The organism is Aeribacillus sp. FSL K6-2848 (assembly GCF_038004325.1).
GTDB lineage: Bacteria > Bacillota > Bacilli > Bacillales > Aeribacillaceae > Aeribacillus > Aeribacillus composti.
The window spans coordinates 2,275,346-2,292,448 of record NZ_JBBOQQ010000001.1; the positions used below are offsets into that span (position 1 = coordinate 2,275,346).

Consider the following 17,103-nt stretch of genomic DNA (forward strand, 5'->3'; position numbering starts at 1 on the left):
AGAAAGTCCTATTAAAAGCTGTGAATGGGATATTTCCATCACAGCTTTTTTACAAAATTATTGAAAAATCTGACTGATTTTCTCTATTTCTTCCTTTGTTAACTGGACATCTAACGTTTTTAAATTGTCAAGTACCTGTTCCGGCTTCTTCGCACCAGGGATGATCGCATCGATGGAATCGACCGTTAAATACCATGCTAGCACAACGTGAGCAATTTCAGCATTTTTCGCTTCTGCGATTGGACGCAATTGCTCGACTTTTTCGAGATTACGCGCAAATGCTTCCCCTTGAAACAAAGGATTTTGTGCACGTGAATCATTGAACTTCGCATCTTTCGAATATTTTCCGCTTAATAGACCTGAGGCAAGTGGAAAATATGGTATAAACGATATTCCATTTTCCGCTGTGTAAGGAAGCAAATCTTTTTCTGCTTGTCGTTTAAATAAGTTATATTCGGACTGAATTACATCGACATACCCATCTTTGTTCGCTTCCTTTAATTGTTCGAGCGAGAAGTTCGATACACCGATCGCACGAATTTTCCCTTCATCCTTAAGCTTCTTCAATTCACCGACAGCTTCATCCTTCGGTGTCGTTTCGTCCGGAAAATGAATGTAATATAAATCTATGTAATCCGTTTTTAAGCGTTTCAGGCTGCCCTCGACCGACTCGCGAAGGAAATCGGGAGAGTTATCAAGAACAACTTTTCCGTCTACAAATTTGTGAGCACCTTTAGTAGCAATGACTACTTCATCACGACGGCCAAACTCCTTGACGACTTCACCGATAATTTCTTCCGAACGCTCAGGACCGTAATAAAATGCCGTATCCAAAAAATTTATTCCATGATCCAAAGCTGTACGAACGATTTCTTTCCCAGTTTCATCGTCAAGGTTTGGAAAAATGTTGTGCCCGCCAACAGCATTTGTTCCAAGTCCGATTGGGTTCACATATATATCGGTCTTGCCTAATCTAGTCTTTTTTGTCACAATATTTCAACTCCTTTCATTTACATTATAACAAATTCTATCAGAAAAATCAGTTTTTTAACTAATAAGCTATTAAATATTATTATGGCTTTATAAATGAAATTATGAAAGGATTCTTTTATTCATTTTCAAGCAGCAGTTGCTCGACTGTTTATTGTTTGTTCCATTATGTTCAAATTCTTGAGGTTGTCTAAAGCATCATAAAAATATCTTAAGCAACTGCAGCCTGCTGCAATAACAAAATAAAGAGGGGGCTGTCTAATAAGTCGATTTTCCGGCTTATAGACGCTCCCTCTATAAAATAAAGTTTTTCTTAGAATTACTCGCATTTTCTCCGGAAATCTGCACCAATTGTTTTTACTTGTCAATCAATTCATGGATATTATAGGTATTTTACCTAATAAATGGATGTTTGAGTTGACTTCGTGTAAGACAAAGGTTCTATTTACCTTTATCTGGTAACAAAGATATGATCGCACATAGGGATCTCCACAACGCTCATGGCGGTTTACCCTCCCATGTCTCACAGAGTCAAAGCTCTTACATTCCTTCGTTCTACCTATCCATGAGGTGGAGGCCGGAAAAGCTCCTTTACTGGGTCATGCCCGAATGGTACAAATCACTCCGGCTTCTCCGTGCTTCAATTGTCAAGGTCACAAGTCACAGTTGGGCGATTTCCTTTGATTGATGCGTTTTAAGCAACCTGTTTCTGATTCTGAAGATGAGGCATATCTTGAATCATTCTCTCTTCACTAAACGCACATTGACGACGGCCTATCACAAACATAACGCGAATAAGCTTACCACATAAGGCAATCAACGCTTGTTTTCCTGTGAGCGGATTTTCCGGACGGTGACGATAGTATTCATGCAGACGCTTAAAGGCCGGATTGGTGGCGGCTAAGGGCATGGCGACCCGGAACAAAAGGGCTCTTAAACGTTTGCGGCCTCTTTTGGTTATCGTTGTCCGGCCCTTATGCTCGCCGGATTCGTTCTTTCGCAAGTTCAATCCCGCTAATTTTAGGATTTGGCGTGGATGATGATATTGCGAAAGATCGCCGACCTCGGCAAAAAAGCCGACGACGGTCATCACCCCGATACCCTTTATTGCGCTGATTTCCTTAGCCCCGGGTATGGTCAGAACCATCTCGCTTAATTCCTTAGCTAACTCGTCAATACGGGCCGTTAAATCGTCATATTGCTCCATTAAATACCGCAATTCCTTTTTAGCGAATCGTACACCTACCGATAAGCCCACTGATTTTGCAGCGGCTTCCTTAAGCTTTTGAACACGCTTCATGCCGACCGCGCGTCGAGCTGCCTTCTTGATCTCAAAAAGAATGGTTTCTTCAGGCATTTTCACAATGTCTTGGGGGAAAAGGCCCGCGCGTAAGATTTGAAGAGCGGCGTTGCCTTCCCAATTCTTAAAGACCGTAAGAAACTCGGGAAAATAGCGATCCAGCACATTATGGACTTTGGCTTTAATCGCATTGCGATCCTGAACCATTTGATCATAAAGCTTCATGCCTTGTCTGAGATCAGCATAGATGCTTTCGGGCAGCGTGGGTTCGGAATAGCGCCCGTCTTTCACAAGTTGGGCAATCACCTTCGCGTCCTTCGCATCATTCTTTGTCGGCGAATTGTCGTCCAGCTCTTTACTTCTTTTCACATGTAACGGGTTGACTACAACGCATTTAATATCATGTGTTTTTAGGTAATAAGCCAGAGTCATCCAATAATGACCAGTTGGCTCCATTCCGACAATGACCGTATTCTTTTGATGACGACCCTTCAAATGGTCTATCCATTGTGTCAGGGTTTGAAAGCCTTTGAGATCGCTCGTAAACACTAGGCGATTAGCTAGGTCAATGCCTCTAAAATCTTGCGCCCGAGCGACATGTTTGTGCTTAGCAATATCAACACCGACGATCAATGTGTTCTCTGTGATTTGAGAGATTTTGCGATTTTGGTTATAATTCATGTATGAGTCCTCCTTGGTTTCCTAAATTAGAGGTCAACATCCGTTGACACTCCGTACTATACCAAGAGGGCTCTATTTTTGTACAACCCGAAAAACCGCTATTTTGCCTCATTTTTCTTCAATACAGGAATGCTCCTTTAATGTTTTGGAAACGCTGATATATCAATGCTTATGATGTTTCGTTTTCAGTGGATTTTGACTTTCTGGACAACCTCTTTATTTTATGGACTTATCGGACAGACAATTTTTTTCAATCTTGTTTATATCCTTCAGAAGTCTTATGAAGGATTTTTCTTTTGCTCTCTTTCTTCATTAGGTTCTTCAAAAGTTTTATGACGGACATTCAGCACATACAATCGCTTCTTGTTGGACTTCATTGCCTCTATAAAGAACATTTATAAATTTTATTTCATTATTTTTGTCCTTCACAGTTGTATTTCTCAAAATCTTTCATTTTAGCAACTCGTCGGACAGCCCCACTGTTTGCTTGAAAGCAATTCCGTCCTTTACTTTCAATCTTTTTATTTAGAAGGATATTCTTTTTTTCGGCAATTATATCAATTAATTAAAACAGAATAAAGCATTACTGAAAAATTGCAAATTAGTGTCTGTCAAAACATTTATTTTGCGAATACTTATCTTGATTTCATAAAATCCACCGAACGCTCACGATTTTTTATTGTAAATCTTGTGGAATTCGGCAGCTCTGTTAATATATTTGATGCACAAGGTTCAAAGTTGATAAACATTTTTTCAAATATAAGAACTCCCGCACTTTGACGAAACTTTTTGGCATTACGGATCATTTTTGATCCGCTTTGCGTGGAATTAAGCAGCTCTTTTGATATATGATGTACGAGCCTTGAGAATTACAAACATTTACAAATGAAAGAGCACGCCCAATTTCCTTCCGCATTTTGTTATAAACATTTTGGAATGACGGCCAATTGATTGCTGGCAACATTTTGATCCAATTTACTTGCTTTTATTGGTATCTTTCACAGCTTATTTTTGATAAAGCTGCCGGTACCAATTGGATGCTGCCTGAACTTCTGATAAAGTCAGCTCATGTCCTCCATTTTCCCAATGCAAGTGCACATTTGCGTTGTTATTTTCTAAAAATGTTTTAAGCTCTATTGATTCTTCAGGAGAGCAAATTTGATCACGCTTTCCAGCTGCAATAAAAACGTTTTTTCCTGATAGATCCGGCAGATCCATCCCTCTTCTCGGCACCATCGGATGATGCAAGATGGCTCCATTTAGCGCATCCCGAAAATGGAATAAAAGGCTGGCTGCTATATTTGCTCCGTTGGAATAACCGATTGCGATTACAGAATTTCGATCAAATCGATATGTTTGCGCTGCTTCATCTAAAAACGAGTTTAATTCCTTTGTACGGAAAACAAGATCTTCTTCATCAAAAACTCCTTCGGCAAGTCTTTTAAAAAAACGCGGCATTCCATTTTCCATTACATTTCCGCGCACAGCTAAAATCGATGCTTCTGGATCAATAATTTCTGCAATGGGAAGAAGATCAAACTCATTTCCGCCGGTTCCATGCAGCAATAGGAGTGTCGGTTTTGCCGGATTGCTTCCTTTTTGAAAAATATGTTTCATCGTTTTTTCTCCTTCTCAGCGTTTATTAAGCATTACTTTTCTTATTCGTCAAGGTTACGGACTTCCACTGGCATCAACTTATTTTCCAACCGTTCCCGATACTTTTCGTAACGCTCCGGAAGCTTTAATTCTTTTCCAAGTGCATCTAAAGATTCATCAATTGCAAAACCCGGAGGATCTGTTGCAATTTCGAACAAAATTTCACCATGCTCTCTGAAATAAATAGAATGAAAATACTTTCGATTCTGAACTGGCGTTACCCTGTATCCATTTGATTCTAAAGATGTTTTCCATTCTAATTGATCGTTGTCGTCTTTTGCCCGAAGCGCGATATGATGGACTGTTCCAACCCCCATGATGCCGCGTCCGGAAGAAGTAAATTTTACATCAACGACATTGCCGATTTCACTTGGAGACTGAAAACGAATAAAATCTCCTTCCCTTCCAATTCGTTGAAGTCCAAAAATATTCTCCAACAACTCTGACGTTTTTTCAGGAAATGATGAATATAATACGGCGCCGCCAAATCCTTTAATGGCAACATCAGAGGTGACATGGCCAAATTCCCATTGATTTAATTCTCCTTCTTTTCGTTCCACTAGCTCAATGTTCAAACCGTGCGGGTCTTGAAATACAAGCAGTGACTCACCAAACCGTTCTGTCATTGTAAACGGAATTCTAAATTTATCTAGTCTTTCTTGCCAAAAGCTCATGGAACCTTCTGGTATCACATAAGAAGTTACACCCACCTGACCCTTGCCGATTTTTCCTTGATACGCATCAGGCCAAGGAAAGAAAGTAATCAGTGTCCCTGGCTTTCCTTCTTTATCCCCGAAATAAAAATGGTACGTGCCGGGATCATCGAAATTCACAGTTTTTTTAACTAACCTCAGCCCTAAAACTCCAGCATAAAAATCAATATTTTCCTGCGGATGGCCGACAATAGCAGTAATATGATGAATTCCAGCTGTTTTCTTTTTCATCTTTGATTCTCCTTTATTATTTTCTTTACGCGATTCATTTTTGTAAATCAATTATTTTAACGGGTCGTTATTTCGAATTAAAATATCTCGAATTAAATTATTTTTAATTCGAAATAATTTTATCAAATCTTTCATTTATTGTCAAAAAGCTGATCTGTTGAATTTTTCATCTCTTTTCGTTCCGTATTCACTAAAATACCATCCTTACCAAAATGAAAGCAATCGCAAGAGCAGCGTTTGAATGCGAAGAGAAACCTCCCTCTCCTCTTACGCGCAAAATCGTTACAGAAATTGTTGTTCTGGCCGCAGCAAGGGCTATCGGCCGTTCCATAAATTTTTTTTGTGATGGCTCGGCAAACACAGTCGAATTTAAGATTGGTGATGAACACGCAACATCCTGAAAGTAGCCGGCATCCGCCAGCTGCTTTCAGATAAACCGAAAACATGCAAAAGCAAATTGCTTTTTGCAGACTGATCGGAATGACCGTTGCAATTTAATATTAGTAAATCCGTATGGCTTTAGCAAATGTAGACAAATGAAGTTGAATACCGTAACCGGACAGGTATCATTTCTGATCTTCTTTTTTATCATCTAATTCAAAGAACTCAGCAAAATCCATCAGCGAAGCATCTTTGTCTTTTAACGCCAATTTTGCTAAGATGATTTCGAGAAGACATAAGCCAATTAAAATAAGTAATCCTTTCATCATATTCCTCCCCCCCTCAAACTCATCTCTTTGTCAACATCAACATAATGTATGAAACGCGTTTCAGGTCAAGGATTTTTAAAAGAAAGGGATATTTCATGGCAACGATTCGTGATATTGCAAAGCTTGCAGGTGTTTCTGTTACAACGGTTTCGAGAGTTTTAAATAATCATCCATATGTCAGTGACGAAAAAAAAGAAGCGGTTTTAAAAGTGATAGAAGAAATCAACTATAAACGGAACATTCATGCAGTCCACTTGTCTAGAGGCTTTTCAAATTTGATCGGCGTCGTCCTGCCTAAAATCGATCATCCTTATTTTAGCAGCATTGTGGAAGGGATTTCGGAGGAAGCGATCAAGCATCATTTGCAGCTTGTTCTCTTTCAAACGAATTATGAACCAGCAAAAGAGCTTGAAGCATTGGAATTGTTGCGGGGAACCTTATTGGATGGTGTCATTTTTTGTTCAAGAGCCATTTCCTTTGATGTATTGAAAGAATATAAAAATGCTGGACCGATCGTTCTTTGCGAAGATTCAGACCAAAGCCATTTCCCTTCTTTGAGCATTCCGCATGAACAGGCATTTCAGTTTGGTTTGGACTATTTAATTTCGAAAGGTCATACGAAAATTGCATTTACTTTAGGACGAATGGAAGGGCCAAACAGTAAAAAAAGAAGAAAAGCCTATAAAACAAAAATGAAGGAATTAGGCGAACCGATTCGAAGCGAGTGGATCTTCGACAAATGCCTATCGATCACTGACGGCAAACAGCTTATGGAAAAGCTTCAGCATTTAGAGAAAAAACCGACTGCCTTTTTTGTTACAAACGATCAAGTGGCAGCAGGTATCTTATTAAGTGCCGAACAATATAAAATAAAGATTCCTCAAGACATTGCCATCTTAAGCTTTGATAATCAGCCTATTGCCGACATCATGGGAATCACTACTATTGAAATCCCAATAAGAAAAATGGGGAAGCTTGCGGTGCAATCGATTATTCATTGTAAAGAAAAACGGGAGCAAACAAATAAGAAGATGACTCTCCCCTTTCGGTTAATTGAGCGGAAAACTGTGTAACCCATGAAGAAGGATGCCCCCTCTTTAGAGTTCAAATCATTCCTGCCAAACGATCATCTGCAAAAACCGAAGCAGCTTGGCAGGATTTTTCATTTGATTTTGTAATCATTTTGACGATTTGCATGCGTCTTTTTCCATATTCCGTTTTCTTTTGACGTTCAGTGTGAAATTCATCGATTACTACTCAAAGCTGGTTAACAACTTGTCTGCATACTTACTCCCCTTTTTGGCCGACAGCAAAGTGTACGTCAATCACAAATGGCCTTACAGATGTTTTCAATTGCATAGCAATGAAAATCCTTAAAATTGGAGCGTTATTTCCCCAAACCGCTTTTTAAAACAATTTTCCTACTCCGTTAATTTTCTTCTTATCAGCAAGCTTGCGATCACGATGCTCAAAATATTTGCTGCATAAACAAACGCTTCATTTCCGTCAACCATCGAGTTGAATTTGTAAAAAAAGTGCGGCCATGGTATAAGTTCGCCGTTTGTCACGTATTCGACAACCGTATAAATGGCAATGAATACGAACGCCATTTCAACATTTTTGACCAATAAAATCAATAACGCACCAATCAGCAAAAAATTCAACCCGAGCAGCAAGGCGAATAAAATTAAATGCCAAGGCACATCCGCTAGATTACGGAAGAAAAACAACAAGATCATTAACAAATTCATCACGGTGTAATATCGCATTAAATCAATAATGGCGTGCTTTTTATACAGATTGATCAATGTTTCCCATGCCCCGTCCTCCAATAACTCACTATAGCGGAAAACAGGCCAAAAACAATACATGGGAAGAAAAATATATTGCAAGCCTTGAAAAAAACGAGCCTCTTCGAAATCGTTGAACATGAGGACAATCGCAAAAACCGCCCAAACTATAAAAGGAAAATAAAAGAGAATTCCCATCGATTTCCGGTCAAAGTAAAAGAATTTTCTTAAATCGTTCATTATACCCCACACTCTCTCATGACAGCAACATAGCCGTCCACCATTCTTGGCGCTGCCGGCATTTTCTGGCTATTAAGAGGATCATAAATCCGCACCAAAAAGCGGCCTTGATTTTCTGTTACAGTGATCACATCAAAATGATTGAAATAATGATCCAGGTTTTGTTCCGTAACGATCTCTTCACGTATTTTCCCGCTTGCACGTTGTTTTAGTTCTTCCGGGCTTCCTTCAAAAACGACTCGGCCGTTTTTTAACATCCCGATTTTCGTGCATAATAATTCTATATCGTCAACATTATGCGATGAGATCATGATAATATAGTTTTTGCTGATTTTGCGGATCAGATGTTGAAACCGCAGCCGTTCTTCAATATCCAGCCCTGCCGTTGGTTCATCTAAAATCAAAACTTTCGGATTTCCCAGCATAAGCTGCGCAATCCCCACCCGCCTTTTCATTCCGCCTGACAAATGCCCCATTTTTACATTGCTTACGTTAGCTAAATTGACTTCTTTCAATATAGAAGCAATGAGATGTTGTCGTTCCGTTTTATTGTGATGTCCTTTTAAAATGGCGAGATGCTCCAAACTATCCTCGATGGAAACGTTCGGATAAATATTGAATTCTTGCGGCAGAAACCCGATTTTGTTATCGTGTTTCACATACCTTCCTTTTACCAGCTCTTTTCCATCTAATGAAACTGTGCCATGTTCAAGCTTTATCAATCCAGCTAAAATTTTCATCAATGTGCTTTTCCCTGCACCGTTTGAACCAATTAAGGCATAAACTCCTTCAATATTGAGTGTGATATTTGATAACACCTTTCGTTTGCGAAAAGATTTTTCGATCCGTTCAATTCGAAGCATCGGCTAATCCTCCATATGTTTTTAAAAATTTTTCATAAAATGTTTGCCAATCGATTGCGTAAAGATCTATATGATGGTACAAATCGTATAAAAATTGCTCTTTTTGCTCTTCCGTTAAACGCTTGTAGATTGGAAGAATTGACCGCACCACTTCCCTGTCTTTTTCATCCTCTACTAGCACAATTGTTCCATCGTCCCAGTGCTGTTCAATCAAATCTTCAATATATTGGTGTAAGTCACTCTCTGTCTGATTGGTGTAGCCTGAAGCCGATTGATGGAAAGCCTGATTGACGAGCATAGTAACGAGGCGCTGCAAATGATAGGTGAACACGGAATCCGCCCCTTCCGGAAACAGCATCGCATAAATAGGTTCCTCGAATTCAAATGAAAAATGTTCCTGTTGATCATAATGATCTGTATCTAGATTCATATAGAGACTGTTTTGGAAAACATAATGGCTGATTACGATTGGACAGACAACGATTTTTTTCAATGGACGAGAATTTTGCAAAAGCTTGAGCTTTTTTGCCAGCAATTGCTGAAGCACTAGTGCATCCTCAATTCTTTCGTCAAAATCTTCCGGCATTTTCTTTAATATACTTGGCTGGATAAGGTGATATGATTGAACTTTTTTCTCCGTAAGATCTCCTGCCATTAAAAATACACCTTGATTGGAAACGCCTGCTTGTTTCTCAGTCAACGTTTCATTTAAAGAAGTGTACAGCTGATAACGTCCTTTATAAGCGACAGTGTAACGAACGGACTCATGATTCGCGAGCGGATTTTGAATAAAGGAATAGCGATGCTCTCTTAAAATGAGCGGGACTGACGGTTTTACAGGCATCCAAGCCTCTTGATTTGTAAAAACAAAACCGTTTTTCACTTCTCTTTCTAATAGTTTTGAAATTTGATAAGTAAATTGAATGGTTCGTTCACCTTTTACATTTTCTTTCCATTGAACGGTAACAAGCGATCCTTCCTGTTTAAAAGGAAGCGGACCAGTTTGTTTATCCACCACATCTAAAAGAGTGAAAGAATCATCTAAATAAAAATGGGCGAGGTTCGTTTTTTGATGCAAACCAAGCTGCACTGTTGCATGAAAAGCTAAGGAATGATCATGATCGATTTGGATATCGACCGATTTTATGTCATAATTCCGTTTTAACTCCGCTAAATCAACCAAATCATCGACTTCGCTTTCGTTCCCCTCCGCAGCCTGAAAGTCCATGTAATTCGTAAAAATGAAAATATCAGCCAAAATGACGGCAAACATCATCGCAAGAACCAATAGACGAGGAAGACGGTCTTTTATAACAACTAAGAAATACACAATCAACAAGCCAATAAAAAACAAAAACCAAAAGAACGACTGCCATTCAATCCAACGATCGAAATAAAAACGGTGCAGAAAATCAAAATGAACTTTAGAAATTTCAGGATAAATGTAAAACGTTTCTGGAATGATACTGGAAAAAATAAACGAATTAAACGGTGCAAAAACGAGCCATAGCAAAATAATCAATAAAAATGAAAACTTCTTTTGATTGAAAAACAGCGCTGTTAAACTTCCGATTAGAAAAAACAGCAGAAATTCCAGAAACCAAAAAATTAATAAATAAACTAAAAATTCCCTGTAAAACGTGCTGTTCAGGATCCCCATGTTTATAAAACGAATGAAATATACCGCATAGTAGCAACAAAAAAACAGAAAAGAAATCAAAAAATGATTAAAAAATACAGCAGCAATGACGGACAAATGATCTTTCCAGTTGGTGTGATAAATGGTCAAAATCCCATACTTCATTTCATCCCGAAACAGCAGAAAGCCTGAAAGCATCATCAAAATAGAATGGATTTGCATCGGCACTGCCAAAGCAGATATTGAGGTAGACAAAAATCGGTTATCGTAATTGATATTTGTAAACAGTGTAAACCCGAGCAGCAGAACATATGAAATCCAATACAGTTTAAGCGACAACAACCGCTTTACATAAAAAAATTGCAGCTGGAAAAACTGTTTCATCTTTGTACCCCTAACAAAAAATTGTAAATTTTTAGTTAATTTTAATGAAGATGATTTATCAAGGTCAATAAAATAAAACAATTGTTCATTATTTATTCAAAATTTACGAAATGATAAAAAAACACTTGTATCAAATCATTTGTACTCGAACGATTTCAATCTTCTTTTTCCGGGGCTGTCCAGTAGTCAAAATCCACTGAAAACGAAACTATATCAGCGTTTCTAAAACAGTAAAGGGGTGTCTATAATCCGGAAAATCGACTTATTAGACAGCCCCTGTGACTCGCTTCGTTTTGCTTTTTTCATTAAAGACATCATTACAAAACAGTCTTCGTACTGATTAGTGAATGATTTTTCTCAATCGATGTCATCAACACTGAATGATTCTATTTTCTAGATTGTTTCATTTACGCTTACCTGAATTGTCTTCTTTATCGATTTTCGGAAAAAACAAATGCTTTTCCAAACAGCCTCCTCCCTTATTGAAAGGAAATCGAAATACGCCTCAAGTCGTAGTTCAAAATATGCCTCAGGTTCGTTATGAGCAGCGACCACAAAAGGTAAGATGAAAATTGAAAGGAGGTCATTCAAATTATGAAAAAAATTGGTTTGTTCATCGCAGGTGCAATAGCCGCAATAGTTTTAATCGCCAATCTCGGCTCAATCGTCGGACTTCTTATCAGTTTGCTTGTTCTATACTTTTCGTTTAAACAATTTGTGAAATCCGACAAAAAATCAAAAAAATGGTTTTGGGGGATTGTCGGGCTGATTGCACTATCTGTTTCAGCTGCAAATGTCCCAGCTATTCTCGGTTTAATCGCCGCATATGTGCTTTATCTCATTTTTAATAATTGGAAAAAATCGAATGATCCGTATGTGTCAGACGATCCATTCACCAATTTTGAAAAACAATGGGAATCACTAAAACGACAATAAATGGAGGGGAAAAAAATGAGCATATTTACGAGATTAAAAAATGTGATTATGGCCGATTTACATGATTTATTGAATGAACAGGAACAAAGGAATCCAATTGCGCTATTAAATGAATATTTGCGCCAATGTGAAAAGGAAGTTGAAAAGGTTCAAAAATTAATCGAACGCCAACGATTATTAAAACAAGAGCTGTTAAGAGAATACAACCATGCTGAACACTTAAAAGAAAAAAGAAAATATCAAGCCGAAATTGCGTTGAAAGCGCAAGAAGAAGAATTGCATCAATTTGCCATCAACGAGCAGCAGCAGTATGAGGAGCGTGCATCAAAATTAAAACAAGCGCTTGAACAAGCAACGAAACAGCTCATTGACTTAGAACATAAATATGAAGAAATGAAACATAAATTAAAAGATATGCATATAAAGCGCATGGAGCTGATGGGACGAGAAAATATTGCACGCGCCTACTCCCGGATCAACCAAGTTCTTGAGCAGCATAATTCCGAAAAGAACCATTTTGTTCGCTTTGCTGAAATAGAGAATTACCTTGATGAACTGGAAAATCGAATCAACAACAGATACGATACATTAACATTTGATGCAAGAATCGCAAAGCTTGAAAAAGAATTAAAAAATCAAGAAACGGATTCAAATTCTTAACGTAAATTGTTATGCTATAAGGGCGTAGTTCTCTACGCCTTTCCATATTTATGTTCACACTAATAGGAAGGAGAGGAGCCTCGTGTTTCATCAATCGAAAATAGATTTTACAAAATGGATTTTCGTCATTGGCATCATCTTATTCATCGCAGAGCTTTTATTTTTCAATGGTGAGGCCCTTTTCTTCCTAATGATGATGATTTTTTGCGTATATATTGGAAGAAAAAGAATGCCGAAAAAATCAGGATTATTGTTATTTTGGATCGGAATAATCGGCGGCGTTCTATCTTTTTTCAATATGTTTACATTCCGACTGCTTCTATTTGCTGTTTTCATTTACTTTATTTTTCACTATGTTCAAAACAAGCAGGTAGCTGCTAAAAAGTCTCCTAAAATTGAAGAAGCAGATCCAATCCTCTCGCAAGAAGAGACATTTTCCAAAACGCCTCTTTTTCAAAACAGATTGTTCGGAACGCAGCGAACCGAAGAACAAATATACAGATGGAACGATGTCAACATTCAAACAGGCATCGGCGATACAGTAATAGATTTAAACTATACGATTCTTCCGAAAGGTGAAGCGGTGATTGTCATCCGAAAGCTTATCGGCAATATCGAAATAATTGTTCCTTACGAGCTGGAAGTGTCCGTCCACCATTCCGGTTTCATCGGCTCCTACTCCATTTTTGATTATAGTGAACCGAATGTATGGAACGAAACAATTCGATATGAGTCCAAAAACTATCATGAATCTGCCCAAAAAGTGAAAATCATCACCTCTATAACCTTTGGCAGAATAGAGGTGAAAAGAACATGAATGTATTGCAAAGACAAATTATTATCTGCTTAGTAACATCAGTAGTCACTTTTTTATTTTTCACTGTTTCGCTTTTGCTTACGTTCCTGTTTCCTAATTGGACATTACTATGGAAACAAAAAATTCTTGATATTCCGTTTATCCTCTTCACGTTCGTAATCAGCAGCGCCATCGGCTTGCTTTTCGGCATTCTATTCGGACTTCCTTTTAAAGATAAACTACACAAGATTGAAGACAAACTAAAAAAAATAACAAAAGGAGAAACGGTTAAACAAAATGAACATATAAACATTAAAGAATTAGATGAAATCAACCTTCGAATTGACCAAGTGCAGCATCATCTCATTGAACAGACGAAATTAACGCAAAAACTTGCAGGTGAAAACGCAAAAGAACAAGAAAAAAGATTGGAAGAAATCATTTCACAAGAAAGGCAAAGGCTGGCACGCGAGCTGCATGACTCTGTCAGTCAAAACTTGTTTGCGGCCTCGATGCTCATTTCTGCTGTTAAAGGAAACAATGAAAAAATCGATGAAGGAACGAGCAAACAAATCCATTTAGTTGAAGAAATTATTCAGCAGTCCCAGCTTGAAATGCGCGCTCTTCTTTTGCATTTGCGGCCTGTCCCTTTAAAAGGTAAATCTTTGCAAACTGGAATTGAAGAACTGCTCACAGAGCTGCGGCAAAAGGTGCCGATGAACATCCAATGGAAGACAGAGCAATTTCCTCTAGATAAAGGGATTGAAGACCATTTATTCCGCATTTTGCAAGAATCGGTGTCAAACACTCTTCGCCACGCCAAAGCGAATACACTTGAAGTATTGCTGATCAAACGGAAAAATATGGCCATTTTACGGATTGTCGACGATGGTGTAGGATTTGACGTTCAATCGGCAAAATCAGGAGCATATGGTTTGCAAAACATGTATGAACGTGCAGCCGAAATCGGCGGAACATTGCAAATTGTCAGTGTCCCTCATGAAGGAACTAGATTGGAAATAAAAGTACCGTTGTTAACAGATGAAGGTGATAAAAATGATTAAAGTATTACTAGTTGATGATCATGAAATGGTAAGAATCGGCGTTTCGGCTTTTTTATCGTCCCAGCCTGACATAGAAATCGTCGGCGAGGCTGATAATGGCAAAAAATGCATTGAACTAGCTTTACAATTAAAGCCTGATATTATTTTAATGGACCTCGTCATGCCGGAAATGGACGGGATTGAAGCGACAAAAGAAATACTTCATCAATGGCCAGAGGCAAAAATCATTATTGTCACAAGCTTTCTCGATGATGAAAAAGTCTACCCTGCCCTTGAAGCCGGTGCTGTCAGCTATATGTTAAAAACTTCAAAAGCAGACGAAATCGCCGATGCGATCCGTTCAACATATCAGGGACAATCTGTCTTAGAGCCTGAAGTGACAACGAAAATGATGGCAAGAATGAATAAAAAACAAAACCGCCATCCTCATGAAGAATTAACAAACCGAGAAATGGAAGTGCTGCTTTTAATGGCTCAAGGGAAATCAAATCAAGAAATTGCAGATGAGTTGTTCATTTCATTAAAAACCGTCAAAGTTCACGTCAGCAACATTTTAAGCAAACTGGGCGTTCAAGACCGCACCCAAGCCGTCATTTATGCGTTCAAGCATTCGCTAATCAAGTAAAATTGGCAATAAGCGAAGAAAAGAGAAAGTGGAATGGTTTTTCACCGAAGCACAAATACAGGAAATTTCATTCGAAATTTATTTATCATTTTACATATAATCAAAACAAAAAAATTGCTAGTTTTCCCAACCTAATAGAAAGCGATGTTATTCATCTACCAAATGAATGCATATTCGTCGACAAAAGCAAATATAAACATGTTAACGCTTGATAAAATCGGCTAAAAATAACTCAAAAATCTCAAGCGAAACGATGGCGGAAATCGAAATAATCGGTAAAAGAAATCAGAAATCCTCCTATTCGTTTTCCGCCAAAAACTAGTTTTCTCTTAAAAAAACAATAGGTGAACAAAAGTCCTATTATGATCATTTATGCAACAGGCAAAAAAAGCAGCCTTCCCTTGCAGATAGCACATCCAATAAGCCTTTTGGTTTCCAGGCTTAGGATGGGGGCAAAATAAGATTCATAATCTTCATAGCGCAACACTTGAACAAGACGCAACTTCCCCCAACAGTATTCCGGCTTTTATCGTATATATGGAGCATGCTCTTTTTCCAATGCATCTTGCAGCCATCTCGGATGCATCGTTAAAAGGTTTTCCGGCAGATTGTTTGGATCGAAAAATCGTGCATCAAGGGTTTCATCTGTTTTTTGGCGCAGCTTTCCCCCAATGATCTTGCACTCAAAGCAAGTTGTAATAAAGTGGCTGATTTCGCCGTTTGGGTATAAAAAAATTTGCGAATCCGGATCTGAGTAAATGCCGATCAGCCGGGTTACCTCCACTTCAAGACCAGTTTCTTCGTAAATTTCTCTTATAATTGCTTCTTCCACCTTTTCTCCCGGCTCTACATGCCCTGATGGAATACCCCATAATCCGTTATCTGCTCGTTTCAATAAGAGAACTTGCTGCTGTTCATTAAAAATAATCCCCGCCACTCCTGCTTCGATCCGCTCCGGCCACGCAAAATCACGCGGATGCCATTGTATGATTTTGACACGATCATCAAATAAAGACTGCAAATTGCCGATCACCGCATCCGGATTGCGGTAATCCCCGGGAGATGGAAACGGTGCATTCTTCCCGTTGGAAATTAAAATCGCTTGAATCCCTGCTTGATGAGCTCCTAATATATCAGTTGAAGGGTTATCGCCGATCATAACCACTTTTGCTTTAGATGAAATCGATTCGATCGCTTTTTGAAACATAAATGGATTCGGTTTGCCGACAATGTACGGTTTTTTTCCGGTTGATGCTCGTATCATTTCGGCAACAGCACCTGTTGCAGGCAAAGGACCTTTCGAAGTAGGGAAACTCATATCGGCATTCGTTGCAATAAACTTCGCACCATTATGTATTTGTTTTACCGCTTCCTGAATATCGTACAAAGATACATTTCCGCTCCAGCCGACAACAACGGCTTCTGCCTCCTCTTCACCCTTTACAACCATTACTCCTGCTTGACTGCACTCGTGCTGTAAATGATCGTCCCCCAGCACGTAGGCACTGCGAATATTTTGTTTTCGCAAATATTGAGCTGTCAACCAAGCGGATGTAATGATTTCCTCTGGACTTGCTGTAATCTCCATTCGCTTGAGCCGTCCGGCAATTTTTTCTCTCGTAGTACAAGGATCATTTGTAAGAAACCGAATCATTTTCTTTTCTTGACGCAAGCGCCGCAAAGATTCAACTGCCCCAGGAAGCGGATTTTCTCCTATGTAAATCACTCCGTCTAGGTCAAATAAAAACACGTCAAAATCATCTATGATCATGAAATCATCCTTCCTTAGTGAACCATTTTCGCATGAAACAAGCTGATTGAAAAA

Annotated in this window: 15 protein-coding genes; 6 read left to right on the top strand and 9 right to left on the bottom strand. The window is 38.6% G+C overall.

From position 1 onward, the window contains the following. Positions 1-57 precede the first annotated feature (57 nt). The 5 genes from NSS70_RS11020 to NSS70_RS11040 all read right to left on the bottom strand — a co-directional run bounded on the left by NSS70_RS11020 (position 58) and on the right by NSS70_RS11040 (position 6,281). Positions 58-990 (bottom strand): aldo/keto reductase, encoded by a 933-nt coding sequence (locus NSS70_RS11020; protein WP_066251228.1) that lies wholly within the window; start codon positions 988-990, stop codon positions 58-60. A 694-nt stretch (positions 991-1,684) separates the two neighbouring features. Continuing rightward, a complete protein-coding gene (locus tag NSS70_RS11025) occupies positions 1,685-2,971 on the bottom strand; it encodes an IS110 family transposase (protein WP_340734194.1) in 1,287 nt (428 codons plus the stop codon). A gap of 1,005 nt (positions 2,972-3,976) precedes the next feature. After that, positions 3,977-4,588: an alpha/beta hydrolase gene (locus NSS70_RS11030; protein WP_339209818.1), complete on the bottom strand. Its 612-nt coding sequence runs from the start codon at positions 4,586-4,588 to the stop codon at positions 3,977-3,979. A 41-nt stretch (positions 4,589-4,629) separates the two neighbouring features. Then, on the bottom strand, positions 4,630-5,571 hold the full coding sequence (locus NSS70_RS11035; protein ID WP_339196279.1) for a ring-cleaving dioxygenase: 942 nt from the start codon (positions 5,569-5,571) through the stop codon (positions 4,630-4,632). A 566-nt stretch (positions 5,572-6,137) separates the two neighbouring features. After that, positions 6,138-6,281, bottom strand: coding sequence for a hypothetical protein (locus NSS70_RS11040; protein ID WP_161939811.1), 144 nt, complete (start codon positions 6,279-6,281; stop codon positions 6,138-6,140). A gap of 95 nt (positions 6,282-6,376) precedes the next feature. On the opposite strand from NSS70_RS11040, the gene NSS70_RS11045 reads away from it, so the two are divergent. Then, complete coding sequence (locus NSS70_RS11045; protein ID WP_063387811.1) at positions 6,377-7,354, top strand: LacI family DNA-binding transcriptional regulator; 978 nt, start codon at positions 6,377-6,379, stop codon at positions 7,352-7,354. 348 nt (positions 7,355-7,702) lie between these two features. On the opposite strand, the gene NSS70_RS11050 is transcribed toward NSS70_RS11045, so the two are convergent. Genes NSS70_RS11050 through NSS70_RS11060 form a run of 3 tightly spaced genes read right to left on the bottom strand, consistent with a single transcriptional unit; the run spans position 7,703 to position 11,197 of the window. Then, the gene (locus tag NSS70_RS11050) at positions 7,703-8,311 is read right to left on the bottom strand and encodes a hypothetical protein (protein WP_340881568.1); all 609 of its coding nucleotides are present in this window, start codon (positions 8,309-8,311) and stop codon (positions 7,703-7,705) included. After that, positions 8,311-9,174 carry an ATP-binding cassette domain-containing protein gene (locus NSS70_RS11055; RefSeq protein WP_339196283.1) on the bottom strand — a complete coding sequence of 288 codons (864 nt, stop codon included), beginning with the start codon at positions 9,172-9,174 and terminating at the stop codon, positions 8,311-8,313. The genes NSS70_RS11050 and NSS70_RS11055 overlap by 1 nt, the downstream gene beginning before the upstream one ends. After that, the gene (locus tag NSS70_RS11060) at positions 9,161-11,197 is read right to left on the bottom strand and encodes a hypothetical protein (protein ID WP_339196285.1); all 2,037 of its coding nucleotides are present in this window, start codon (positions 11,195-11,197) and stop codon (positions 9,161-9,163) included. Before NSS70_RS11060 ends, NSS70_RS11055 begins: the two co-directional genes overlap by 14 nt. Before the next feature lie 594 nt (positions 11,198-11,791). On the opposite strand from NSS70_RS11060, the gene NSS70_RS11065 reads away from it, so the two are divergent. The 5 genes from NSS70_RS11065 (at position 11,792) to NSS70_RS11085 (ending at position 15,278) form a co-directional block, all read left to right on the top strand. After that, complete coding sequence (locus NSS70_RS11065) at positions 11,792-12,133, top strand: lmo0954 family membrane protein (protein ID WP_063387809.1); 342 nt, start codon at positions 11,792-11,794, stop codon at positions 12,131-12,133. A gap of 15 nt (positions 12,134-12,148) precedes the next feature. Beyond that, positions 12,149-12,793, top strand: coding sequence for a PspA/IM30 family protein (locus NSS70_RS11070; protein ID WP_063387808.1), 645 nt, complete (start codon positions 12,149-12,151; stop codon positions 12,791-12,793). Positions 12,794-12,875: 82 nt separating this feature from the next. Next, complete coding sequence (gene liaF / locus NSS70_RS11075; RefSeq protein ID WP_066251251.1) at positions 12,876-13,610, top strand: cell wall-active antibiotics response protein LiaF; 735 nt, start codon at positions 12,876-12,878, stop codon at positions 13,608-13,610. Further along, positions 13,607-14,653, top strand: coding sequence for a sensor histidine kinase (locus tag NSS70_RS11080; RefSeq protein WP_340881571.1), 1,047 nt, complete (start codon positions 13,607-13,609; stop codon positions 14,651-14,653). Before liaF ends, NSS70_RS11080 begins: the two co-directional genes overlap by 4 nt. Further along, complete coding sequence (locus tag NSS70_RS11085) at positions 14,646-15,278, top strand: response regulator transcription factor (RefSeq protein ID WP_063387805.1); 633 nt, start codon at positions 14,646-14,648, stop codon at positions 15,276-15,278. The genes NSS70_RS11080 and NSS70_RS11085 overlap by 8 nt, the downstream gene beginning before the upstream one ends. A gap of 526 nt (positions 15,279-15,804) precedes the next feature. On the opposite strand, the gene NSS70_RS11090 is transcribed toward NSS70_RS11085, so the two are convergent. Next, complete coding sequence (locus NSS70_RS11090) at positions 15,805-17,049, bottom strand: HAD-IIA family hydrolase (protein ID WP_340881573.1); 1,245 nt, start codon at positions 17,047-17,049, stop codon at positions 15,805-15,807. Between the last annotated feature and the right edge of the window lie 54 nt (positions 17,050-17,103).

Bases quoted from the DNA above. Each gene is read 5' to 3' on its own strand.
- NSS70_RS11040 (WP_161939811.1), bottom strand. From the start codon at position 6,281: ATGATGAAAGGATTACTTATTTTAATTGGCTTATGTCTTCTCGAAATC.
- NSS70_RS11065 (WP_063387809.1), top strand. From the start codon at position 11,792: ATGAAAAAAATTGGTTTGTTCATCGCAGGTGCAATAGCCGCAATAGTT.
- NSS70_RS11030 (WP_339209818.1), bottom strand. From the start codon at position 4,588: ATGAAACATATTTTTCAAAAAGGAAGCAATCCGGCAAAACCGACACTC.
- NSS70_RS11070 (WP_063387808.1), top strand. From the start codon at position 12,149: ATGAGCATATTTACGAGATTAAAAAATGTGATTATGGCCGATTTACAT.
- NSS70_RS11060 (WP_339196285.1), bottom strand. From the start codon at position 11,197: ATGAAACAGTTTTTCCAGCTGCAATTTTTTTATGTAAAGCGGTTGTTG.
- NSS70_RS11025 (WP_340734194.1), bottom strand. From the start codon at position 2,971: ATGAATTATAACCAAAATCGCAAAATCTCTCAAATCACAGAGAACACA.
- NSS70_RS11090 (WP_340881573.1), bottom strand. From the start codon at position 17,049: ATGATCATAGATGATTTTGACGTGTTTTTATTTGACCTAGACGGAGTG.
- NSS70_RS11050 (WP_340881568.1), bottom strand. From the start codon at position 8,311: ATGAACGATTTAAGAAAATTCTTTTACTTTGACCGGAAATCGATGGGA.
- NSS70_RS11045 (WP_063387811.1), top strand. From the start codon at position 6,377: ATGGCAACGATTCGTGATATTGCAAAGCTTGCAGGTGTTTCTGTTACA.
- NSS70_RS11035 (WP_339196279.1), bottom strand. From the start codon at position 5,571: ATGAAAAAGAAAACAGCTGGAATTCATCATATTACTGCTATTGTCGGC.
- NSS70_RS11085 (WP_063387805.1), top strand. From the start codon at position 14,646: ATGATTAAAGTATTACTAGTTGATGATCATGAAATGGTAAGAATCGGC.
- NSS70_RS11080 (WP_340881571.1), top strand. From the start codon at position 13,607: ATGAATGTATTGCAAAGACAAATTATTATCTGCTTAGTAACATCAGTA.
- NSS70_RS11055 (WP_339196283.1), bottom strand. From the start codon at position 9,174: ATGCTTCGAATTGAACGGATCGAAAAATCTTTTCGCAAACGAAAGGTG.